The organism is Marinibium conchae (assembly GCF_015595035.1).
Lineage (GTDB): Bacteria > Pseudomonadota > Gammaproteobacteria > Enterobacterales > Alteromonadaceae > Glaciecola.
The window spans coordinates 107,113-130,235 of sequence record NZ_JADNRN010000003.1 but is presented as its reverse complement, the minus strand read 5'-3'; the positions used below and the strand labels follow the sequence as shown (position 1 = coordinate 130,235).

At 43.5% G+C, this 23,123-nt stretch carries 17 protein-coding genes; 10 read left to right on the top strand and 7 right to left on the bottom strand.

Features of this window, described 5'->3' with window-relative positions:
- Window positions 1-20: 20 nt before the first annotated feature.
- Both ISG33_RS12170 and ISG33_RS12165 read left to right on the top strand, forming a co-directional pair.
- The gene (locus ISG33_RS12170; RefSeq protein ID WP_195733898.1) at window positions 21-2,417 is read left to right on the top strand and encodes a carbohydrate binding family 9 domain-containing protein; all 2,397 of its coding nucleotides are present in this window, start codon (window positions 21-23) and stop codon (window positions 2,415-2,417) included.
- Between the two features lie 52 nt (window positions 2,418-2,469).
- Entirely contained in the window at window positions 2,470-3,657 is a 1,188-nt protein-coding gene (locus tag ISG33_RS12165; protein WP_195733897.1) for a serine hydrolase domain-containing protein, read from the top strand.
- Between the two features lie 50 nt (window positions 3,658-3,707).
- On the opposite strand, the gene ISG33_RS12160 is transcribed toward ISG33_RS12165, so the two are convergent.
- Both ISG33_RS12160 and ISG33_RS12155 read right to left on the bottom strand, forming a co-directional pair.
- Complete coding sequence (locus tag ISG33_RS12160; RefSeq protein ID WP_195733896.1) at window positions 3,708-4,649, bottom strand: MBL fold metallo-hydrolase; 942 nt, start codon at window positions 4,647-4,649, stop codon at window positions 3,708-3,710.
- A 127-nt stretch (window positions 4,650-4,776) separates the two neighbouring features.
- The gene (locus tag ISG33_RS12155; protein WP_195733895.1) at window positions 4,777-6,603 is read right to left on the bottom strand and encodes a glycoside hydrolase family 5 protein; all 1,827 of its coding nucleotides are present in this window, start codon (window positions 6,601-6,603) and stop codon (window positions 4,777-4,779) included.
- 393 nt (window positions 6,604-6,996) lie between these two features.
- Here ISG33_RS12155 and ISG33_RS12150 point away from each other — a divergent pair, with 393 nt between their 5' ends.
- The 5 genes from ISG33_RS12150 to rplI all read left to right on the top strand — a co-directional run bounded on the left by ISG33_RS12150 (window position 6,997) and on the right by rplI (window position 9,455).
- Window positions 6,997-7,374: a GntR family transcriptional regulator gene (locus tag ISG33_RS12150; protein ID WP_195733894.1), complete on the top strand. Its 378-nt coding sequence runs from the start codon at window positions 6,997-6,999 to the stop codon at window positions 7,372-7,374.
- Between the two features lie 8 nt (window positions 7,375-7,382).
- Window positions 7,383-8,219 (top strand): hypothetical protein, encoded by an 837-nt coding sequence (locus ISG33_RS12145; RefSeq protein WP_195733893.1) that lies wholly within the window; start codon window positions 7,383-7,385, stop codon window positions 8,217-8,219.
- Window positions 8,220-8,343: 124 nt separating this feature from the next.
- A complete protein-coding gene (gene rpsF / locus ISG33_RS12140; protein WP_195733892.1) occupies window positions 8,344-8,754 on the top strand; it encodes a 30S ribosomal protein S6 in 411 nt (136 codons plus the stop codon).
- The gene (gene rpsR, locus ISG33_RS12135; RefSeq protein ID WP_195733891.1) at window positions 8,754-8,981 is read left to right on the top strand and encodes a 30S ribosomal protein S18; all 228 of its coding nucleotides are present in this window, start codon (window positions 8,754-8,756) and stop codon (window positions 8,979-8,981) included. Before rpsF ends, rpsR begins: the two co-directional genes overlap by 1 nt.
- A 21-nt stretch (window positions 8,982-9,002) precedes the next feature.
- Complete coding sequence (gene rplI / locus ISG33_RS12130) at window positions 9,003-9,455, top strand: 50S ribosomal protein L9 (RefSeq protein ID WP_195733890.1); 453 nt, start codon at window positions 9,003-9,005, stop codon at window positions 9,453-9,455.
- Window positions 9,456-9,562: 107 nt separating this feature from the next.
- On the opposite strand, the gene ISG33_RS12125 is transcribed toward rplI, so the two are convergent.
- From ISG33_RS12125 to ISG33_RS12110, 4 genes are all read right to left on the bottom strand, one after another.
- Entirely contained in the window at window positions 9,563-11,506 is a 1,944-nt protein-coding gene (locus ISG33_RS12125) for a hypothetical protein (protein ID WP_195733889.1), read from the bottom strand.
- A complete protein-coding gene (locus tag ISG33_RS12120) occupies window positions 11,493-16,772 on the bottom strand; it encodes a DNA repair ATPase (protein ID WP_195733888.1) in 5,280 nt (1,759 codons plus the stop codon). Before ISG33_RS12120 ends, ISG33_RS12125 begins: the two co-directional genes overlap by 14 nt.
- Window positions 16,773-16,790: 18 nt before the next feature.
- On the bottom strand, window positions 16,791-18,806 hold the full coding sequence (locus tag ISG33_RS12115) for a flotillin family protein (protein WP_195733887.1): 2,016 nt from the start codon (window positions 18,804-18,806) through the stop codon (window positions 16,791-16,793).
- 72 nt (window positions 18,807-18,878) lie between these two features.
- The gene (locus ISG33_RS12110) at window positions 18,879-19,517 is read right to left on the bottom strand and encodes an OB-fold-containig protein (protein WP_195733886.1); all 639 of its coding nucleotides are present in this window, start codon (window positions 19,515-19,517) and stop codon (window positions 18,879-18,881) included.
- A gap of 329 nt (window positions 19,518-19,846) precedes the next feature.
- Between ISG33_RS12110 and ISG33_RS12105 the strand changes: the two genes are divergently transcribed.
- On the top strand, window positions 19,847-21,031 hold the full coding sequence (locus tag ISG33_RS12105) for an acetyl-CoA C-acyltransferase (RefSeq protein ID WP_195733885.1): 1,185 nt from the start codon (window positions 19,847-19,849) through the stop codon (window positions 21,029-21,031).
- Between the two features lie 119 nt (window positions 21,032-21,150).
- Here the strand turns inward: ISG33_RS12105 and ISG33_RS12100 are convergent, their stop codons facing one another.
- Window positions 21,151-21,774: an MOSC domain-containing protein gene (locus ISG33_RS12100; protein WP_195733884.1), complete on the bottom strand. Its 624-nt coding sequence runs from the start codon at window positions 21,772-21,774 to the stop codon at window positions 21,151-21,153.
- Window positions 21,775-21,941: 167 nt separating this feature from the next.
- Between ISG33_RS12100 and ISG33_RS12095 the strand changes: the two genes are divergently transcribed.
- Together ISG33_RS12095 and ISG33_RS12090 are read left to right on the top strand one after the other, a co-directional pair.
- Entirely contained in the window at window positions 21,942-22,517 is a 576-nt protein-coding gene (locus tag ISG33_RS12095; RefSeq protein ID WP_195733883.1) for an RNA polymerase sigma factor, read from the top strand.
- Entirely contained in the window at window positions 22,507-23,076 is a 570-nt protein-coding gene (locus tag ISG33_RS12090; protein ID WP_229333571.1) for a hypothetical protein, read from the top strand. Before ISG33_RS12095 ends, ISG33_RS12090 begins: the two co-directional genes overlap by 11 nt.
- Window positions 23,077-23,123 lie beyond the last annotated feature (47 nt).

Below are 23,123 nucleotides of genomic sequence, written 5' to 3'. Positions count from 1 at the left end.
GTGAAGGATCTGGAGACTCTTTGAAGCGACTAAGTAACATAGCCAATACTTTTGTAAAGTTGAGCCTTCTATTATTCTGCCTATTAGCCTGCAAAGTGAATGCAGCGAATAAGCCTGCGTTAAATGTTGACCTTGCAAACAGTGATAGCGCTATACAAACGAGCGAACTGCGGCAATTAACCATCCCCTCAATTGATGAAACAATTATCGTTGATGGTGAACTAACTGAGGCTGTCTGGAAAACTGCGCAACGGGTTAAACTGAACTACGTGCATCGCCCCTTCGATAATACCCAGCCGCCAGTACAAACTACTGCTTATTTTTACGAAGATGGTAATACCTTTTATCTCGCGTTTGTTGCGGAAGATTTCGCCCCTGAGCAAATACGCTCGTTTTTGCGAGATCGCGACAAAACTTGGGGTCAAGACATGGTTGGTGTGAAAATTGACACCTACAACGATGGCCGCTTAGCCTATCAATTCTATGTTAATCCCTTAGGCGTGCAAACCGACAGCATCGAAAATGAAATGACAGGCAATGAAAGCGCCAGTTGGAACGGCATCTGGCAATCTGAAGGGATACTTACCGACGAAGGCTTTCAAGTGGAGATGGCCATTCCATTGCGTTTGATGAATTTTGAAGAGAGCGATGATATTAAAAGCTGGGGAATAGAATTTGTCCGGTTTTACCCTAGAAGCGACGAATACCGCATATCGCATCTGCCATTTGACCGCAACAATGCATGCACTTTGTGTCAAATGGGTGAAGCCTCAGGCTTTAAGGAGGCGAAACAGGGTAACAACCTTGCAATCGTGCCAACTGCAGTACTTGGCGCTTCACGTGAACGCGACCCTACCGAAACGAATGAATGGGACTACGATAATGCTCAGGAAGTTGGCCTAGATCTCAACTGGGCCATTACGCCTGAAATGAGTGTGCAAGCCACGCTCAACCCTGATTTTTCGCAAGTTGAAGCCGACAATGCACAGTTAAATATTAATAATACCTTTGCTTTATTCTTCGATGAGCAACGGCCCTTTTTTGTAGCGAATGCTGATTACTTTACTTCTTTCCAAAACTTGATCTATACCCGAAATGTGAACGCGCCAGATTACGGCGTAAAGCTCACGGGTCGTAAAGAGCAACATTCTGTTGGTGTGTTTGTAGCAAACGATGAGACAACGACCTTTTTGGTGCCCGGAAATTTGGGCTCGTCGGTCGCGCAGTTTGATGCCAAATCAACCAATGCGGCTGCTCGTTATCGTTTTGACTATTCAGATAGGCTGGCGCTTGGTGCAGTGGTGACGGCTCGAGATGCCGATAACTATCATAATTACGTGACTTCCTTCGATGCTAAGTATCGAATAAGTGAACAAGACACACTTCGTGCTCAAGTTATTGTTACAGACACGCAGTATCCAGATGATTTGTTTGAAGATTTCTGCAACGATGAATGCATTAATGAGAGTGACAAAAGCGAAGCTTCCTTGCGCACCGACATGAGCGATAGTTTTACTGGGCGCTCTTTTTACCTAGACTATCGACATGAAAACAGTGATTACGATTTTCGCGCTACTCGCCAAGTGACTGACGAAAACTATCGTGCTGATTTAGGATTCCAATCAAGAGTGGATCGTAAAGTGACGATCATCGGAGGTGGCTATAATTGGTGGAATGAAAACTCTTGGTGGAATCGCATTCGCTTAAGTGGTGATTGGGATCAAGCTCACAACATGAATGGCGAACTGCTGGAGCGAGAGCTTGAGGCACAAATTAATATTCGTGGAAATTACCAGTCTTTTGCTCAAATAGGCGCAGTAAAGCGCACACGAACGGGCTTACGTGAATTCAGTGAACGCTTAGACATTGTTAACAACGCCACTTATTTTGATGAAGAATCAATGTCGCTATATATGGAAACCAAACCAAATCAATACTTCTTTATCAGCAATTTTATGCGCAAAGGTGATGCTATTGATTTCGCTAACAACCGCTTGGGTGAACAGTTGATCGTTGAGCCTACGATTGATATCAACCTTGGCACTCATTTACGCTTTCGTGTGCGCCATACTTACAGCAAACTAGATTCAAACAGTGACAATTTGTTCGTTGCTAACCTAAGCGACTTACGAATGACCTACCAGTTTGACCAACGACAGTTTTTTAGAGTGACGTTAGCCTACGCAGACATATCCAGAAACCTAGGAAATTATCTTGTTGCTGAAGGTGAGGATTTAGGTTTAGATGCCGAGTCACGAGACCTTGGGGTGCAACTACTGTATTCTTACAAGCTAAACCCACTCACCAAATTCTTTGTGGGCTACGCCGACAGTGCTTTCGAAAATGATGAGCTAAATAAATTAAAAGTAAATGGTCAATCTATCTTCATGAAGTTCAGTTATGCTTGGCTACAGTAAGACCGCATACTAATACTGAACTTGAGTTGAGTGGATTTAGCAAGGAAGAACTATGTTTAAAAGAGCACTTATTGCCATTGCTGTTCTACTAGTTGCAATAGGCAGTGGTATTGCATTTTATGTTTATTTAATGACCCAAGAGCGGCCTGAATTGGCTGATGCACCAGCCAACTATACTTGTCATTTTCCTGAGCGAGAGGCCTGTGAACAGGCTAATATTTGGTTGCAAAATCTCTATGAAAAGCACCCAGTTCCGTCTATTTCTGCAGCTCTTTCCTTAGAGGGAAAGACCGTATGGAGTGCTACTATTGGCGTGGCTGATATTCAGCAAAATATTGCGGCTCAAGCCGATACGCAATACCAAATTGGTAGTATTTCAAAGTCGCTTACCGCCGCCCTTACACTTAAGCTTCAAGAGCAGGGCAAGCTTAATATTCATGATAACTTTCAAAGCTATGTTAAGGACTTTGCCGAAACTAATCATGCGTCTTACACCTTGGCGCAATTGTTAAGTCACCGCTCAGGGATCCGTCACTACAAAGACGAATTGTCGGAAAGTCTGAACGAAACTCACTACCCAACGACAAGAGCAGCCGCTGAAATTGTTGAGGAAGACGCTTTGGTTTTCCGTCCTGGAAGTGATTTTCTCTACAGTTCTTATGCTTATTCTGTGCTAGCTTTGGCCTTGGAAGCTGCTACAGAGAGGAGTTACGTCGATTTAGTTGAGCAAGAATTAGTGTCGGTTTTAGGCTTAACTCATACCACCTTAAACATAGCCAGAAACACTGAACGCTATGACGAAGAAAAAGTCTCCCAAAAGGCAAGCCCCTATCTGCTATTGGGTAGTCGTCTTTTTGCTGCCCCTGAGCTCGACTATAGCAATAAATATGCTGGCGCAGGTTTCTTATCAACACCTTCGGATCTGTTAGTGTTTGGAAACGCCTTGCTTGCCCATGAGTATCTTAGTTCGTCTTCGGTCACGCAGTTGTTTTCTACAGCGGATTCAAGCTCAAACTACGCCTTAGGCTTTCGCATCAATAATGCTAATGCCACGCACCCAGAAAATGGGCCGATGATTTACCATGGCGGCACTATTAACGGTGGCTATTCCTTTTTCGCGCTTTACCCTGATAAACAAGGCGCGATTGCCTTTGCAACTAATGCAGTGCCATCGCCTCCAAGCTCTCTCGATAGAGAAGAGAGCGCAAATACATTGCTAGCGTTTTTTACACAGCAATAGTTTTCTTGCGGGTGCCATTCATGCTCAAGTGTTGATGGAAATGACCTGACTTAGGGTGGGCTCACTTTCAGTACTTCCCCTGGTGTAGAGAAATATGCTTTCCCACTATTGAGTAAGGTTTGGGGTATTTTGATAGGAACATGTACACCAACACTACGCTGAGTATTGATACGATAATCCAGAACATAATTTCCTTCATGGGATAAGAAAAACCAATAGGGTGGAAATGCGAGGTCAGTCTTTTGTTGTTGCCAAAATTCTGCCAAGGGACGGAAATGACTGTCGTTAGGGTCGGCATCACCCATATGAATATAAGTGCTACTCGCTTCTGCTAGAGGCAGAGTTACTCTGTATACTATATTACTTACGTCAGCGCGGCCCGGCCAGCCGGCATGTGGAATGCGTACGGCATCTATATTGACGTTGTCGATATTAAAAGAGATGGGAGCATCTCGATAGGCTAGGCTAATAGCCCTGATACGAGCACTTAGCGATAACTTTGCCTTCTCAAAGTTAGCTAGTTTCGCCATTTCGTCTATCGCTTGTTGCGGTGCGACCAAGCTTACGCTGTCAAATGTTACCAAATAGTCGAGCATATCTTGGGCTGCGAAATGGTCTCCGTGTGCATGACTGATAAACACAATATCAATATCGTGGTAAGGCGCTTCGTTCTGTTTTATAGCGGACAAGATCTTTTCCGGTACGAGCTGGTAGCTACCATAATCATTGTGAAAGAAAGGGTCGAAGAGTATTTTGACACCACCTGATTCGACCATAATGCCTTCGTTGGCTAAATAGGTGGCACTGGCCAGCGCATCGTTTGCGTTTGAATTCGACCTTTGAACAGCGTTGCTTGGTTTCGATGACGACGCGCCCTCGACGAGATGCAAGTCATGAGCTCTTGTAAAATGGCTTTGAAAACTAAGAAGAGTACCTAATACGAAGACTTTCGTTATGGGGCTTGTAACGAGGGTTTTAATCGAAATGCGCATAATGATTCAGTGCTAAAAGTGTTTAGTGAATCTTACTGTAATTCAAAATTATCACAATTAAAGCAAAAAAAAAGGCTTCCTAGTTATAAAAGGGAAGCCTTATTAGCAAAACAGTGCTGTCTAGTATTTACAAAGTATCAGAACAGGCGCTATTGTTTCTTTCGAAATTAGCTGGCATACAGTTGCCCGTAATGCATTGAAACAGCTCGCTTCCCCAATCGTTAGTACTATGATTCCAGATTTGGAACCAACCGCCATCATCCCAAACCGCTGTTGGCGCTGTTATTGGGCGGTTAGAAGCATGCGCACTATTAAAATCGTTGTACCAGCTTTTGATGTTGTTACAACCGTCAGCTCGTAGATATTGTCCCCAACTATTACCCCATTCACCAATATAAATTGGCATGTTGTTGCCTACACTAGTGCTCCAACTCTCCATGGTTTGCATCGGGGTAGTAATTGTTTGGGCATTCCAAGCAAAGGTTTTGTCGCTAGCGCCGTTAAATTCCCAAGGGTCATAATGATGGAAAGTTGCCATCAGATAGGCATCTTGGCCAGAGCCTACTTGGTCTAAATTAGGCCATGTAATTGCCATTTCATGCGCACCGAACCATTGATTCCCGCCAATGATAATAATACGTCTACTATTTTTTGCGCGTATCTTGTTGTACGCCAATTCAGACATCCGGCGCACTTTTTCAGGCTCCATCGGGTCGTTGTTAGGGCCTTGATGCGGCTCGTTCAGAATTTCGAAAATCAAACGATGACTACGATCAGCAAAAATATCAGCATTATCTGCCCAAATTTGCTCTAGTACCTGATATTTATCTTCGGCTTTCAAGGTTGATTCATGGTGCATATTAATCACGACATACATACCAGGTTTGGCTAAGGCATAGTCAACTACTTTCATAATTTCCAACAAACGCGGATGGTCACGGTCGACAACACCAGTGTCGGTATCTTCAACAAGCGTATTGCCCTGAATTGTTTCAGTCCAAGTGATGGGAATTCGAACATTCCTGTACCCACTTTTGTAGTATGCATCAATTTTAGGAGCGGCATTCGCTAAGCTAGGTTCGTGTTGATTGCTTTCAAACATTTGTCCTAGGTTAAAACCCGCGCCCATTTCCTGGGCTGCAATTTCGGCAGTAAAGTCAGTTACAAAATCAACATAGTCGAGACTTACACTAGTTGCCTCCGTTGCTGAGTTTAATACCACTTGTACTGCTGTATCAGCGGCGAAATCATAGAAAAATTCAATGCTTTGTTTGTATTGACCCGTAGCATACAAATCGACACTGCCAATTTCGCTCCCCTCTACCAGCAAAGACAAGCTCGTATCTTCATTTGAGGTATACGACAGGGTGATTAATTTCGAGGCTCTGACCGCACTTATAGCAATGCCATCATTCAGCTTGGTCATATTCACAACTTGACCCGATGAGGAGCTATCAGAGGCTGTCATGCTAGCATCACCTAATAATGATGCTGATTCGGCTTCAACTCGGCCGCTAAGATCTGCGGTGATGATAGGGTAATCCACGCTCAAATCACCAACGCTTAAGCTAACGATTACCTCACCTAAAGAAGCGGTCGATGCCGCAGCTCGCAAGGTCACGCCTTGGCCAGCATCGATCGTCGCTGCCTCGCTTTGAAAGGTGCCTCCGTCTATTGAGAATTCGCCTCCACTGATGGATATAGGGCTAGCGTCATCCATACCGCTAATAACAATGGCGCCTGACTCAACTATTTGACCCGGAAGTGCATTGGAATACGTTCCGAATGAGAACATGTTCGGCAGTGCATCGGCTTCCGGTGTGCTTGGTGGTGCTGGCGGCGGTGGCGGAGCAGGTGGTGATACTGGAGCTGGCTCCGGTGTACTTGACGACCCTCCACTACCGCAACCTACAAGACCAATAGCCAGTAATAGTACAAGTGCTGTGTTTTTCATCTTAGCATTCCTTTAACAAATCATTGACAAAATGTTAGCGCTTACATGCTGCAATGTATATATGATTGTGAGCTTCAGGATTGTAGTGTTTGCGATGTTCTTTTACCTTAAGTAAAACTAAATAAATTCTTCGTTGATAATTTTTTTACATAATAAACAATATCTTATAATTATACTAAAGCTTGTTTTTACGTTATTTCTCTATTATCAGATAAAAATCTAAAATTAAAATCATAAACAAAAAAGTACTTTTCGTAATCTTGCTGACTTTGCGTTTACCCTTCCTTGTTTAATGTAAATTGATTTATTTCAAATGTACCACTTGATCTAAGGGTACATAAATGTCATTATCAACATGTACCCCACTTGAAGGTGGTACAACATGAGGTGAAAATGATCACAATAGACTTAGATTCTGCAGAACCCTTATTTAACCAACTAGTGTTGCAGATTAAACGAGCGGTTGAGTCCGAGCTCCTGCAACCAGGTGATGCTTTGCCCTCAATTCGTCAACTGGCGTCTGACTTGGAACTTAATGCCAAAACAGTAGCGAAAGCATACCGTCTATTAGAGAGGGATAAAGTGCTTGAGTCGAGGGGAGCGAAAGGTAGTTTTGTAGCGAATGATGCTTTAAGGAACTTATCCTTTGATATTAACGAATGGCTGCAAACTCAACTCAGTGACGATGTAGAAAAGTATCGCGCAGCAGGCGCAACAGATTCAGAAATTAGAAATGTATTTAACCAAGTCATTTCCGCAGGGCGGAATTAAGGAATCTTATGTTCGATTGGCTTTCCCAAAGTAACTATTTAATTATGACCGTGCAACTTGTAGTGACACTATTATTTGTGCCCTTGTTGAGCTATCAGATATTTTCCAAAACAGCGCTTAATTATGGTGTTGGCAACTATCCTGAGGCCTCGAAAGCCGTGCATCAATACTTGAATAAGACCAAAACGCCATATTGGACAATGGTGGGTTTTTTATTTGCCTTCGTTGCCGTTTTCGTTATACAAGCAATTCGAAATGAAACTGAACTTCTAAATTGGGATGACCAAAGCGGTTTATTAATCATGTATCTCTTGGCTATGATCCCAGTGGCAGCAATGATGCTAATTCATAAGGCTTTGTTTAATATCATCAAGAATTATGCTGGTAGTAAGCGAACAGCCTCCTTGAGGCCTCGAAAACTTCAGCATTATTTATCATTGCCTTTACTTGTATTGATCGCGGTTGCGAATATTGTTTTCGTTGGCACCATTGTATATTTTGTTGCCAATCCTTTTGACGGCTTTGCAGGCTACACCAACCTTGTTGGTCTATTTGTGCTTAACGGTGTGTTCTTCGGGATCATTTGGGCAGTATTTAGAGATGACAAGACGGGCAACTTTTCAAACCCTGACCACCGAGATGCCTTCAAGCGCAAAGCGATACATGTGAACATGCTCATCTTGGCGTTTGCCTTAATGCATATTTCCTTAAGTATCTGGATTGCAGGCTCTGAATTACGAGAATATAAACTCATCACGCAGTCACTATATTTGCAGCTAACGCTTATCATTGCGGCGAGCATGCTCACCTTGCCTCGAACAATGTTTAAAAAGAATAGTGATTAACGCAAAAATTGTTGTTTCAACGGGCGCGGGTATGTATAATGCGCGCCCTTGAAGTCAACAACTCAGTTCCTTGTCTCCATATAGACGACTTCACTATCCGAGACTATAACCGTAGGGAGCAATAATGCGTCATTACGAAATCGTATTCATGGTTCACCCTGATCAGAGTGAACAAGTACCAGGCATGATTGAAAAATATACTGGTATCCTTGAGCAAGACGGCGGAAAAATCCACCGTTTAGAAGACTGGGGTCGCCGCCAGTTAGCTTACCCAATTGAAAAACTTCACAAAGCACATTACGTACTTATCAATGCAGAAGCAAATGCTGAAGCAGTTGAAGAGCTGGAAACTGCTTTCCGCTTCAATGATATTGTTTTACGTAATATGGTTATGCGCACTAAAGCTGCAGTGACTGAACAGTCACCGATGGCTAAAGAAGAGCGTCGCGAAGATCGCAGACCACCTCGTGAAGAAAAATCTTATGATGCTCCTGCAGCAACAGAAGAAGCTAACACAGAAGAAGGAGACGCATAATGGCTCGTTTTTTTAGACGTCGTAAATTCTGCCGTTTTTCTGCTGAAGGCGTTGCAGAAATAGACTACAAAGATATCGCTATGTTGAAAAACTATGTTACTGAAAGCGGTAAAATTGTTCCTAGCCGTATCACTGGTACTAGCGCTAAATATCAGCGCCAGTTAGCAACTGCAATTAAGCGTGCGCGCTTCTTAGCATTGTTACCATATACTGATTCACACAAATAAGATTGGCAAAGAGGTAGCAAGATGGAAATCATACTACTAGACAAAGTCGCCAACTTAGGCGGTCTAGGTGACACAGTCACAGTAAAATCAGGTTACGCACGTAACTTTTTATTCCCACAGCAAAAAGCAGTTCCAGCAACTAAAGCTAACGTTGAGAAGTTCGAAGCTCGTCGTGCTGAGTTGGAAGCAAAAATTGCTGGCGAATTAGCAGCAGCTCAAGCTCGTGCTGATAAGCTTTCTGCACTAGAATCAGTAACCATCGCATCACCTGCTGGTGATGAAGGTAAGTTATTCGGTTCTGTTGGTACTCGCGACATCGCTGATGCAGTAACAGCTGCTGGTGTTGAGATTGCTAAGTCAGAAGTTAAATTGCCTATGGGTACTTTACGTGAAGTGGGTGAATTCGATATCGATATTCAACTACACTCTGACGTAACAACATCAGTTAAATTGGTTATCATCAAAGAAGCATAATCAAGACTGTATCATTGTTATAAGAAAACACCGCTTCGGCGGTGTTTTTTGTTTCTGGGCATTGGTTTTTAATTAGTTGGATTTGTTAAGCACTTCTTTCAATAAGCTTATTGGTCGGCCTGTTCTATCATAAAGTCTGTGTAGCCACTGATGCGTTCGCATATATCGCTCCGCATTTGTTGTTTCAGGTCTTTTGCCACTTCAAACTCTCTAATAATGTCAGGTGCAAGGGCGTAACTATCACATCCTGCATAATGCAGCTCATGCGGGTTTAAATTCTTGGTATTATAAATTTTGGGAATATTATTCATATCGACTTTCTGCAAGGCGCTAAAAGCGTCAAATATGACTGCCCAATACAGCACGCCATTCCCGAAACTGTCAGTGCCACCGTAGCCAATATTCATTGATGCAAGCCACTTCACTGCTTCCATATTCTGAAAACGTAGTGCATCCAACATATCCTTTTCGTTATAGCTAAAACCTAAATTGATCGTTTCTTCTAGAATCTTTGGCTGTTTAACCATGCTAATCAATAAAAGTTTTACCATCTTTTCTTGCTCATTAGTCATGGGTTCGGAAAAGAGCTCGGAAATGTTTATCCCACTTGGCTCCTCTCGACTCGCCATAACATTGAAAAGCTTTTGAATAAAGGGATCCTCATCATTAAAGTTAAATTGTGGATCACTTACCTTAAGCTTTCTAGTGGTGTAGAAAAAACGGAAACGCTCAACATATAGTCTTGAGAACTTAGCTAATTCATCGTCGATTGCCATGCTGTCACTAGGACTTTTCAATCGCTCATTGATCCATTCGATCAAGGTGCTATCGTTCCAATGAAACTCGCTTTCATTCGCACAATCAGACTGAGGATTAAGCCGAAGTATATAGTTGGGCCACTGGTTTTTAATGTCACTTAAGCGCGCCGATAAGTCTTCGGGTTCAATATCCAAAATATCTTCATTCACCTTGTACACAAGAAAATCATCTATATCTAGGCCGTAGCGAATCAGTGTATCTTTCGGCTCTTCTTTATGATATCTGCTAAGCATGATAGCGTCAGCGGGGCTTGGTCTGCCGGCTATGTTAGCAATTATATTTAAGGCTTCATTAACATCGCTAGATTCAAAAGTTTCTATGCCGATACCGTAACCAGAAGCAAGTGCTGCGTATAAATACGTGGAGGCTTCTTTGTCAATCGCTAAGCCCAACTCTTGCGCAAGAACGAAGCTCTTTATTTGATTCAAACTAAGCAACTTAAGTGCAAGTTTGCCGCCTGTGCGCGATTCACCTAATAAACTAAGAGGGGAGTCTTTGTCGCGGGCATCGATAAATAGCTTGATGAAATCAACATCCATGATGTTGGGTGACATAAGCATGTCATAAACAAAGGCAAGAGAGAGTGGGGGGTGGGTTTTCAGCAGCTCAGCAAATTCACTGCTACTTAACTCAAAGCGATTGTATTTTAAGGTCTGAACAAGAAATGTTGTGTCTCCGGCGAAACGTTCAATCACCGCGATTTTATCGTCTTTCAAATACTCGAATTCCTGATTATGGTACTCTCCGAATTCATAACTTTCTATTCGTGAATTGCTATCATTGCGTAGTTCCGACAATCGGGTGAATAATGCCCTTTCATATTCTCGCATTTGCGCAGAGTTAAATAGATTTTCATTAGTAATTTCTTGCCAATTTAGGCTATCAGTTTTCACCTGGGCCATGTTTGTATCCCACTCAAAACCGACGATCTCTACGTCGGGTGCGGCACAGTAACTTAAATTACTATCTATTTCTTCAGGCACTGTATCAGGCTTTTTGAGCGGCTCAGCTCGAGTGTTGTTTTGCGCTAATTGGTACTCAGGCTCTGGGGCATTATATGGCTCTGATTCTGCTAATGTTGAGCCTGGTTCAAACTTTACGGGCTGAAATAAGGAGTAAAGGACCCAAACCAACGCAGCTACAACACATAAAGCCAAGGCCGGAATAAACAGAGAGCTTACTTTTGCCTTGCCCCGTTGGCTTTTTGTGTAGCCAGAGTTAAGCTTGAGCATCTGGTTTATCGCTTTGCTCCTCTAGCTCAAGGTCTTTTGTTTTACTAGCTCCGTTCCCAGCCCATACTTTGCTTAACAATTGCATGGCAGCGGCAACACGGTTAATAGGGCGAATTAAATCACCGGTATCGACTGTTTGCTGCATATCTACTTTTATCGCCTCAAGCGCCTTGGTCATTTGTGAAAGCTGCTTAACCGCTTGCACTTGCGGATCACCCTCAATGTTTTGCGACTGCTTGCTGTCAAAGGCACTACAAATGTGTTCCCAACGTTGAGTCTGCTCGTCGGTCATTACGCCGCGAAGCATGGCAAGTTTAAGCAAGTTCTCTTCCGCGCCCGAGGTGAGAGTTTGCGCCTCGCCGGTATAATGATCACCAATGAGTCGCATAAGTTCGTCGTGATTCATTACCGCAGATACTTTTTCGGTCATTTTGTTCATATTTCGGTAACTACCTTGAAGCTTGAATGGCGGCTCCTGACGATAGTCTTCGGCGGTTGCAGCAGACTCGATATATTGCAAATTCACCTTCAAAATAACCTCTTGAATAACAATTAGATGGCGTAACACAGCAACAATTTCGTTTATCTCCGCACCGCTATATTGATGGCTCAAATCAGCACTCGGTATATTTTCGCCATTGGCCATTGCCACAAACTTATAAACATCCTGCATATCTCTTAACGCAAGAGGAGCTAAAACAGGGTTAGAGGTAAGCGCATTTTCTATGTAACTCAGTGCGAATTGTTCTTCCTGCCCGCCGAGTACATCACCCAAGTTATAAATATCGGCTCGGTTAGCTAACATATCGGGTACCTTGAATACATCACCCGACTCGGTATATGGGTTACCAGCCATCACCACGCAGAACTTCTTACCACGCATGTCGTAGGTCTTACTCTCGCCCTTCCATACACCTTCAATGCGTCGGGTTCCATCACACAAAGCAATGAATTTTTGCAAAAACTCAGGATGAGTGTGTTGAATATCGTCGAGATACAACATCACATTATTACCCATCTCTAAACCCAAGTTTAGCTTTTCGAGTTCTTGTTTAGCCGTTGCATTGGGCGCATTTTCTGGGTCGATTGACGTAACATCATGACCAAGACTCGGACAATTTATTTTCATGAATACCAAACCTAAGCGGTCGGCGGTATATTCCATGAGAGTGGTTTTCCCGTAACCCGGTGGCGATATGAGTAACAGCAAGCCCATCAGGTCGGTACGTTTGTTGTCACCGACGGTGCCCATTTGTTTAGCTAAGTTGTCGCCGATAATAGGAAGATACACTTCATTAATTAGGCGGTTTCTAACAAATGAACTCAATGGTTTTGCATTGTAAGCCTCTAGTTGCAGCTCTTTGCGGCTTTCATCCATTATGCGTTGGCGCAGTTCATGATAACGTTTGAAGTTGTTCACATGTACGCTGTGATAGTGGCCTAAACGCTGATTGAACTCGTCGACCGACAGTCGCAGCTTGCCATCTTTAATACGTTGATGATCGCTGAGTAAATCGCTTATCTCGGCTTCTAAGGAGATTGAGGAGACCATTGTTTCGATGCTTTGAGCGCAGTCTTCTGTGTTTTTAGGATTAAGACTTTTCTGGGTAGACCTAAGCGTTTCAACTGCAGCTGCAATCACCAATGCGGCGGCTTCTTCTATATAATGGCTCTTACCATCTGCTATTTGAGCTTGGTCGTTTTCAGCGTCCTTGTCAGCATTATTTTTGCTACCCAAGGTTGCCTCTATCCAAGCGCAAGTTAAACTCCACTGCTCTGTGAGGCCATGAATATTGTTTGTTTGATTCAATTGGTAGGCTTTTTTACTATTGGTAATCAGGGTATTGAACTGCAACATAGCAGAGTCGAAATCAGATTGATGACCAAGTTTTGAGATTGATTCACTAAACTTCGACGTCATGTCTGACGCAGCTTGACTACTCACAAAGCACAGTTTGCTTTGAGCAAGTTCTAAGCTTAAATATTCAACTGCTTGGCTTAACAATGCATTGAGTTCCGCATTGTTTTCTGCTGAACTACGCTCTGATGTGTTGGCGTTTGCCGGATTAGGCTGAAGTTTAAAATCTTGAGTAAAGGCCTTCATCGCTTCTTCTAGCTGTTTACGAAGCTGCTTAAATCCTTCTATAGTCGAAAAAGAACTTGATAGAACCGCTGCGCTTTGCGCGTGACTTTGCCATAACAAACGTTGCTCAGCATCCGCGGTATCATATATCCAAAATAGCATCGCAAGCGCTCGCGCCTTGGGGGCAAAACGAAGCAAACCTGCTTGTTGATGAATAGGCAAAATGGCTTGCAATATTGCCAGCGCATCCGAATCGTGAATGCCTTTTTCATAGCCTTCTTGATAGCGTGCTGTCATATACTCTCTGATAACAGCAGACAGCGCTTTTGCATCATTACTTTGCTCATACAAGGAAGCGAGAGACAAACCATTACGTTGTTCTTCAGCGTCCTTTAGTATGACAGACACCAAAAACTCAGCCCGACTTACCTCAGCGTTTTCCGACACTAGGTTTTGTTGCCAATAAGGCTTAAGTCGACTTAACTCCTCATTTTCGATGCGTTCGTAAAAGTCAGTTCCCACAAGGTGTCGATATAAACCATCGTCACGCGGTAGCAAAGTCAAATCGAGGCTTTGAGTATTTACGCTAAACTTGTGCTTACCAAGCTTGATCACGTTGCCGCCGTCTTCGAAAATATCTTGTTTGTCACGCAGTGAACGAATACCTTGTTCTTTTACTGCCTTGAGTTGAGCTTCAAGGTCATCTGCTTTTATCTGGTCGTTGAGATCACGCAATTGCTGGGCTAATTCGGCAATTTTCATGATCATAGGATCGGAGGCAAAATACGTGTTTAATTCAGTGGCATCGGCAAAATTACCGGCACGACGACTCACGCCTTTTAGGATTCGTTGTGCGGCCGAGAATAGGTTCTGAGCTTTACGTTGCTGCTCTTCCATTAGACTCTGCTTGCGACTTTCAAAAGCGCTATGTAATTCCTCTCGCTTTTCCATAATGTCAGATAAAAACTCGTCAAACTCGCTGAACTTTGACTCGAGCTCTTCTAACTGAATTAATAAGCGTGAGAGTTGTTCTTCCGCTTTGTCTGGGGTGTCGGCCATTGCCAATGCACTGTTAATACTTTGGGAAAATAACCTGAATTGAGCAGCAAATTCAGCGGTCGCCTCACTGGAGCCAAGCTGCTTGCGACGGTTACGCCCTTGAGCTTTCACCTTATTTAACTTGCTGTATATTTCCGAAATATCATCAAGTATTTTGGTACGCTTCGTGGCATCATCAATCTTTAAACCATTCAATACTTCTGTTAATAGATCTAAACCAAGCGACAAACTCTCAAGCTCTTCGTTTACTTCATTTATCACCACCACCAAATCAGCCGAAGCGATACGTTTATCCAATGTGCTTATAGCATCAGTATAGGGCTTAAGCGCCGCTTCATCTGACAAGAAAGAAACCGTAGCTGTGCTCACTTCATCAAAGGCTTCAGTGACCTTTTCATCAAGCTCAGAAATGCGCTCGGTGTCGATGTATCGTTGGTCTTTTAAAGTGACCAAGAAACCGCGCTGCTTGCGCAAGTTCATTAAACAATCGACATATTCTTGCGGCGTTTTCCATGAGGAAATGCGAATGCCTGCTATTACCTCTTGCTGTTTCTTTTCAGCTTCGGCCAAAGCATTTGTCGCTTGTTGGCGAATTTGTTCAACTTTTTCAAACTCATCAATAACAAGTTCTGCGGTGTTGCTAATTTCTTTGATAAGGTCGCCGAGGCCATCGACTTCGTCGTCTGTCATCCAATAGTATGAGTCGAACATCGATTTTGACGTTTTGATCAAGTCTTCGTAGGAGCTTCTGCTAGGATTGTTGCTGTTAATATTTCGATAAATTGACACCACATCACTTATGCCGCGTACTAATTCTTTGTTGCCTATACGGCTATAGAAACTGTCTTTGCTAGGCTGTTTAGCTGCAAATTCATCACTGTAGTAGGGGGTTTCCCATACCTGCATAGGGTGCACGCGCGTCGCTTCTTCTTCAGAGCTGAAAATAACCATTTTGCCATCGTCAAATATACTGAAACCATGGGCGTAAATGGGATTTTGCAACTCTTTGCGAATGAGGTTGTAGGAATACAGGCCAGCCAGACCTGACTCAGGTTCATAAAAAATGAAGAGTACGTCTTCGCCATTGGGCGAACGCATGCTACGTTTGAATGTAAGACCTTCAATCTCATCAGGAAACTTTTTAGTGTCGCCATTTTGTAAATAATAGCCGCCTGGGAAAATAATGCCGTGGTCTTCGGGCAATGAAATACAGGCACTACCAATGGCATCGATTCTATTTACTTGCTGGTTTCGCGTGTTATAAACCAAATAGCGATGTTCTTTTTCACGATAGGGCAGTATTTTTAACAAAATAAGACTGCCAACTTTAGCATAGTGAACACTAGCGTCGGCGAGGCTTTGGGTGCTATCGTCGACATCTTCGTTGTAGATACCGAGACCATCTTCGGTATTGTTTTCTACTTTGATAGTGAGCTTACCACCAATGGTTTCAACAAAAACTTCATCAAGAATATTAATGTGCGGGTGGCTGCCCGATTCATGGCTATCGCGCCCAGCCAGTTCCCACTCAAAGTCGTGTGAATCGGCTTTTTTAATGGCTCGTTCACCGCGATTATCAATGTAGCGGGCACTGCCATCTTTTTCAATTTGCCATTGAAAAACCCGAATGTCTTCTAACTTACGGCCAATTTGAAATACTGCAAAAAGCGTTTGGTTTTGTACTTTTATTTGTATTAAACGCGCTTCTTTGTAGTAAATATAAAGCTCGTTAAATTCCTTAACGAAATTAGGTTCGTCTAAGAAACTGCCTTTAATATCTTTTTGATTAAGTTGGTAGCTGCCTTCTTTTTCTTGCAATTGAAACAAGCTAAAAACATCGCTAACTTGTGTTTCTTTTTTCAGGCCGATGAAGACGTTGTAGCCGAAAAGTAGATCTTGCCCAACAGGAACGATATCTCGCGCGACACAGTTATTTTCTGTGCGCACACGAACGCGCCCTGCAACTTCAAGTTTGGCTTGCCCAAACTCTTCAATTCGCGCATTGTTGAGCTTATCAACTTTGGTTTTAAGCGTGCTGGCTTGCGAAAGTAGGCGCGCACGAATAACGTCGTACGCCCCACCATCAGTAACAGCCTGATCTAGTTGCTCTTGTTCAGTTGCCATGATGTTTGCCTGCTATCCTTAGCTTTTATCGGCGTCTGGAGCTACTTTTTTTGTTAAGGCATTAGTGATCATCGACATCAACTGTGGATTATCAGAGCCTTCCTTTAAAAATTTAGCGACTAATGCGGTGACGGCTGCGTCTTTTGCATTACCGCTTGCATTACCGAAACCAGCGACCAATTCCTTCGCATCTTCAACAAAGCTAGCATCACCATTGAAGTGATCCTCAAAAGCAGTGCCAAGTGTTTCAGACTTGCTAATGGTGCCATCTATGGCTTTACCCACTGATAGAGACTTAACGAAGCTATCAAAGTAGGCCGTATCACCGCCCACAATGTCGATGTTCGCTTGTTTAAGCGCTTCACCCAATACCACAGCTTGCTCTTTGGCAATATCAACATTGGTTTCAATCGACTTGATCACTTGTTCATGTTGCTTATCAAGACGCATTCTAAATTCTTCGTGCGCTTTTTGTTCTGGTGACATGGTCGCCATTGCAGCAAACTTCTGAGTCATGCCTTCAGCTTCAGCCGCGGCTTTTTTCGCCATAACTTCAGCTTCCGCAACGCCGCTCTTCTCGATTGCATCCGCCATTGCCTCTTTCACGCGAACGTCAGCCATACCCTCTTGCTCTTTAGCAACTGCTTGAGCTTCCATGACTTTAGCTTCGGCTAGCCCGTCAGCGGCACTCAGTGCTTCTTGACCTTCAGCCTCTTTGCGTTGTGATAAGGCTAGTTTTTCAGCTACTTCTAAATCAGCGGCAGCAGTAATCGATTTCTCTTTCGCTAGGTATTCAGCCGCTTTTTCTGCGGCTTCCGCCGCTTTAATATCTTTTACTAGTGCTTCTTCAGCTTCAGCTTCAGCTGCAATTACCTTAGCCTTTTTATTCCTATCGGCTTCAGCAACGACACGCAATTCATTGATCTCTTCTTCACGTTCGGCAACCGTCTTATCAACTTCCACTCGTGAACGGATAACTTCGGCGATTTCACGCTTCTCATGTTCAACCAGCTTTTCGTTTGCAATACGTTGCAATGAAGCTTCTTTTTCACGGTCGATTTGTTCAAGTTCACGCGCTCTGAGTACACGCTCTTCTTCAATAGCAACGGCGCGGAGGCGATTATTCTCTGCTACTTCCACTTCGCGCTGTTTGTTTTGTTCTTGAACTTCAATTTCTTGGGTAGATTGCACACGTGCTTGTTCGGCCTTTAAGTGTTCTTCATGTTGAACACGTTCCATTTCTGCCTTTTCTCTCGAGCGCACGGTGGCAACTTCGCGTTCCTGTTTGGCTTCAGCATCGGCTTCTTGGCGTTCAAGCTCAAGAATCGCTTCGCGCGTTTCAACATCTTTGCGCTTGATTTTCATTTCTTCATCGCGCTGGAAGATGTTCGTTTGAATATGCTGTTCTGCAGTTAACTGTGTAATCTTACGAATACCTTGTGAATCCAAGATATTGTTTGGATCAAGCTTTTCGATAGGCGTTTGTTCTAAGTAGTCAATCGCAACATCTTCAAGCACATAGCCGTTTAGATCGGTACCGATATTGTCAATGATAAGGTCACGGAAATTGTCACGTTTTGCATAGAGGTCTTCAAACTCAAGTGATTTACCCACCGTTTTCAAAGCTTCTGAGAATTTGGCGCTAAATAAATCTTCCAAGGTAGCGATGTTAGATGCTCTTTCACAACCGATCGCCTGAGCTACTTTAAGCACGTCGTCACTGTTTTTGTTTACCTTGACGAAAAACCCTACTTTGATGTCGGCTCGGATATTATCTTTACAGATCAAGCCATCAGAACCGCTTCGATCAACTTCGATGGTTTTTAAAGAGATATCCATCACTTCCACTTTATGGAATACAGGAACAACAATTCCGCCCGCGAAAGTGACGGTAGTTGTTCTCATTTTATTGATGATCATCGCTCGGCCTTGCTCTACTTTGCGATAAAGCTTACCCATGAGCAAAACAACCACTATCATAAATACGACGAGAGCAGCTGCTAAAGATGCCCAAAAAACTAAATCTTCATTCATTCGTTTACTCCTTAAACGTCAACCCCCACAAATTGAAAACACGTATTGTGGAGATAAAAGTACTACATTGTTTTATAAATTTTGATTAGATGACATTGCCATTAACTCGGCCTCTGTCACGACGGTATAGGTATCGTTGGTCTCGTTAAAGTCGATGAGGGCTACTTTGGAGCCTCCCGCTATTTGAAAACCTGGTGCTGTTCTTACACTGTAAATCATGCCATCTTCAGCTCTTGCTTGGCCGAAACTCTCGGTGACTGTTTGTGTTGTAACGATACAGTAGGTGCCAATGAGTTCGGACTTAGACACAGCTTCTTGAACTTCAAAAATTCTTCGTAATGGTTTACTTGTGTAGGCAGCAAAAGGAATGGCGATAATTAGCGAAAGCACAGCGATAACAAAACCCGAAGCGGTGGCTGTTAAAATACCATCAAAAAGCGGACTGATATACTTTCTGGCAACATACACGAAAGCAAAGCCATATATTTCAACTAGGGTTATCGCTACCGTTAGTGGCACGCCGTCGAGCCCTAAGTTCTCCAAGAAAGAGCCACTGCCGGCATCGGCATTATCAGTTTCTCCACTACCGTCGAGAATTTCAATGTCTAACATGCCAAGTAATGCAAAAGCCCAAAATATGATCATCACCATAAGAGGTACGGTAAAGAATATAACTGGGAAACTAAATATCGTGTCGAGGAATTGGTCCATATCACTTCCTTGTATTCAATTGTGACACTGGTAAAAGGCTAGCTGCTTTGAACACCTTTAAATAATGCGAGCTGGCGCTTAACCTTGCTGCCTGTTTGCTTCTTAGCGAATATCAAGGTGCAAACATGACTGTAGTAGCTAATACACGAAACTACCCTTTTCGTTGCCAACTGTCAATAAAATGTGAGCCTGCACATAGCTAAAGTACAGGGTATATGGACTATAAATGAAGGCAATTAGGTCACATAAAAAAGCAAAATGGCGCTTAACTTGCTATCCCATGGCTTTCAACGCAGACTAAATGCTCAGACCCCTAATTAGGAAGGAAAATGAAAGAAGCTGTTATTGTATCAACTGCACGTACACCAATAGGTCGCGCTTACCGTGGCGCTTTTAATAATATAAAATCTCCTACCATGACTGCGCATGCTATCAAACACGCTGTCGAGCGCTCAGGCGTTGAAGGGGCTGAAATCGATGATGTTATCATTGGCTCAGTGTTGAATGCAGGTAGCGCAGGGTCAAATATCGCCCGTCTAGCTGGCTTAGCGGCTGGTTTGCCTTATTCTGCTTCAGGTCAAACTATTGACCGTCAATGTTCATCAGGTTTAATGGCTATTGCTACAGCCGCGAAGCAAGTGATGGTTGATGGGATGGATGTGGTCGTGGCTGGCGGGCAGGAAAATATATCAGAGATCCAAGCAAAGTATTTTGAGTGGGTGAGCAAGTCTATCGACCCGAACGTGACAAAGCAGGCTGAGCATGCCTACATGCCAATGCTATACACTGCCGAAAATGTAGCGAAGAAATTCAATATTTCGCGCGAGGCGCAAGATGAATACGCCTTAATGTCGCAACAACGTACCGCTGCAGCACAAGCTGCTGGAAAATTTGACGATGAAATTGTGCCGATGACCTCTACCATGGGCATCATGGACAAAGAAACAAAAGAAATCTCTTTTAAAGAAGTCACGCTAGAAAAAGATGAAGGCAACCGCCCATCGACAACACTTGAGAGTTTGCAAGCGTTGAAGCCAGTGATTGACGGTGGTTGTATTACTGCTGGTAATGCCAGTCAGTTGTCTGATGGCGCCTCGGCGTGTGTTGTGATGGAAGCAAAACTAGCTGAAAAGCGCGGCTTAGCTCCTCTAGGTATTTATCGCGGAATGATGGTCGCGGGAAATGAGCCAGAAGAAATGGGTATAGGTCCTATCTATGCGATACCTAAACTTCTGAAAGCGAACGGCCTAACAATCAACGATATTGGCTTGTGGGAATTGAATGAAGCTTTTGCCTGCCAAGCCTTATACTGCAGAGACAAGCTTGGTATCGACCCAGATATTTACAATGTAAATGGTGGTGCTATTTCAATCGGACACCCCTATGGTATGACGGGCGCGCGCGCAGTGGGTCACGCATTGATTGAAGGTAAACGTCGTGGCGTTAAATATGTAGTCGTTACTATGTGTGTTGGTGGCGGTATGGGCGCGGCAGGTTTGTTCGAAATAGCCTAAGACCACGCATGATATAGATATGCAGTTCGAATGTGTATTAATGCGCAGTAATGCCTCGTCTTCCTTGCGAAGGCGAGGCAGCACGCAAATGCAACGTGGCATTCAAAGCTACATCGCCACTATTTCCTTAATTTTCTCACCCACTCATCGGCCAATGCTGGAATGTTAGATGCTATTAAACGTTCTGTTGGGCAAGCGTCCTTGTCGCGTACTAAGCGAACAATTTCTTTTACGGATTTGCTGCTTTTTAAGCGATGTACCAACTTAATTGGATCATTCACTTTTATCGTGCCGCTTTCAATAACTCTAAAATACCAGCCCGTTAAGCCATGCTTGCCAATGTAAGTGTCGATGTTCTTCACACCAAAGCGTTGATTTATTTTCACGCAAGGAGAGCGTGGGGAGTTTACTTGCAAGACCACATCGCCAATTTCATAGGTATCACCAATAAAGACATTGTCGTTGTTCATCTCGGGAGCAGAAATGTTCTCGCCGATACTACCGGGAACTAGCTGTTCACGTATTTCAGGGAAGGCATGCTGAAGAGCAAGGTAGTCTTGCTGGGAGTATTGGTGCAAGGCCATTTCGGGGCCGCCATGCAACTTTTTATTTCCTTGCTCATCCTCTATAGCACCATCTTCAACGATGGTAAGCATAGAATGCGGACTTTTTATTATGCTGCTGGGAGATTTTCGTGGCCCAAAGGGCTGAGGTTTGCCAGCGAAAAGAGATTCAATGAACATGGGAGCCTTGTTTTGGATTCCTAATGGCAAAAGTATGGCACAGTCTTGGCTAAATTCCGAACTCGAAAACGATCTGCTGATATTTTTGGTGAATTTTCTGCTAGCGTGTAAACCTTTCCATATCGCACTGCGACTTAAGTATTGAATAACAAACATAGACGGATGACATGCCAGCTGAATTAAGTCTCGTAAAAGGAAGTAAAACCGAAGCTGATGAGCTAGCTGCTCATGAGTTACGTCTTATTGCGGCTGCCAAAAAGCAGGATAAAGCCGCGTTTAAGCAAATATATAATATGCATTTGCCTATGGTTTATGGCCTCTGTCTACGCTTGTGTGCTGATAAGGCCATGGCTGAAGATGCGGCCCAAGAGGTATTTATTCAGCTTTGGCGTAAGATTTCTAATTTTGACGGAAACAGTAAATTCAGTACTTGGCTGCACAGTGTCACCACCAATGTCACTATTTCGTATATTCGAAAACAACGCGGATGGTGGCAAAAAATGATGAATATCGACAGCAGTGACGCGGATCAATTTAGTGCGGATGCCTCAATAGCCGAGACCGACTTAGAAAAATATATTTACAGATTGCCTGAGAGGGCGCGATGGGTGTTTGTACTTCATGCAATAGAAGGTTATCGGCATGAGGAAATTGCCAGTACCTTGGGTATGGCTGTTGGTAGTAGCAAAGCACAATTTCATAGAGCAAAAAAATTGATACAGGAGTGGATTGGTGAGCAGTGATCAAAACCCGAAGAAACTCAATGACATGATTAAAGAGTTGAGTATCGACAACGTTCAGGGCAATCAACACAAACATGCTCGAAATCGAATGCCAGAGCGCGACCTATGGACGGGTATCGAGCAAGCTATAGTGCAGGCGGTTGTTCAGGAAGATAAAGCCCAACAGCATAAAGAAAGCATAGGGCTAACGAGATCAACACCAAACTTTATTCGCAAACCTAGCTTTGCGATTGCAGCTAGCCTATTTATTGTTGTGTGTACAACTTGGATAGCTTTTGAGAGCGGAAAGTCGATGCAGGGGGAGTCATTGGTCGCAGCCCTATCTGAACAACATCAAATGCAAAAGCAGTCATTGCTGGTGAGCTTTAAAGATAGCCCTGCGTCCACCACAAACTGGCAACAACAATTAGATGAGTTAGACCAAGCGGCATTAGCAATTAAAAAGGCTTTGCAAGAAGACCCAAATAATACCGCCCTACTAAAAATGCTGAAGCATGTTTATGAACAACAAATGCAGTTGATTGAACGTGTGCATCAGCCAGCTTGGAATCAAATATAGCAATAGCACTGATTTTGAATTCCTAAAACAGAATAGACTGAGGATAT

Excerpts from the sequence above, each read along its gene's own strand:
- rplI (WP_195733890.1), top strand. The coding sequence starts at position 9,003 with ATGGAAATCATACTACTAGACAAAGTCGCCAACTTAGGCGGTCTAGGT.
- ISG33_RS12115 (WP_195733887.1), bottom strand. The coding sequence starts at position 18,806 with ATGAATGAAGATTTAGTTTTTTGGGCATCTTTAGCAGCTGCTCTCGTC.
- ISG33_RS12105 (WP_195733885.1), top strand. The coding sequence starts at position 19,847 with ATGAAAGAAGCTGTTATTGTATCAACTGCACGTACACCAATAGGTCGC.
- ISG33_RS12145 (WP_195733893.1), top strand. The coding sequence starts at position 7,383 with ATGTTCGATTGGCTTTCCCAAAGTAACTATTTAATTATGACCGTGCAA.
- ISG33_RS12155 (WP_195733895.1), bottom strand. The coding sequence starts at position 6,603 with ATGAAAAACACAGCACTTGTACTATTACTGGCTATTGGTCTTGTAGGT.
- rpsF (WP_195733892.1), top strand. The coding sequence starts at position 8,344 with ATGCGTCATTACGAAATCGTATTCATGGTTCACCCTGATCAGAGTGAA.
- rpsR (WP_195733891.1), top strand. The coding sequence starts at position 8,754 with ATGGCTCGTTTTTTTAGACGTCGTAAATTCTGCCGTTTTTCTGCTGAA.
- ISG33_RS12095 (WP_195733883.1), top strand. The coding sequence starts at position 21,942 with ATGCCAGCTGAATTAAGTCTCGTAAAAGGAAGTAAAACCGAAGCTGAT.
- ISG33_RS12165 (WP_195733897.1), top strand. The coding sequence starts at position 2,470 with ATGTTTAAAAGAGCACTTATTGCCATTGCTGTTCTACTAGTTGCAATA.
- ISG33_RS12100 (WP_195733884.1), bottom strand. The coding sequence starts at position 21,774 with ATGTTCATTGAATCTCTTTTCGCTGGCAAACCTCAGCCCTTTGGGCCA.
- ISG33_RS12110 (WP_195733886.1), bottom strand. The coding sequence starts at position 19,517 with ATGGACCAATTCCTCGACACGATATTTAGTTTCCCAGTTATATTCTTT.
- ISG33_RS12125 (WP_195733889.1), bottom strand. The coding sequence starts at position 11,506 with ATGCTCAAGCTTAACTCTGGCTACACAAAAAGCCAACGGGGCAAGGCA.
- ISG33_RS12150 (WP_195733894.1), top strand. The coding sequence starts at position 6,997 with ATGATCACAATAGACTTAGATTCTGCAGAACCCTTATTTAACCAACTA.
- ISG33_RS12120 (WP_195733888.1), bottom strand. The coding sequence starts at position 16,772 with ATGGCAACTGAACAAGAGCAACTAGATCAGGCTGTTACTGATGGTGGG.
- ISG33_RS12160 (WP_195733896.1), bottom strand. The coding sequence starts at position 4,649 with ATGCGCATTTCGATTAAAACCCTCGTTACAAGCCCCATAACGAAAGTC.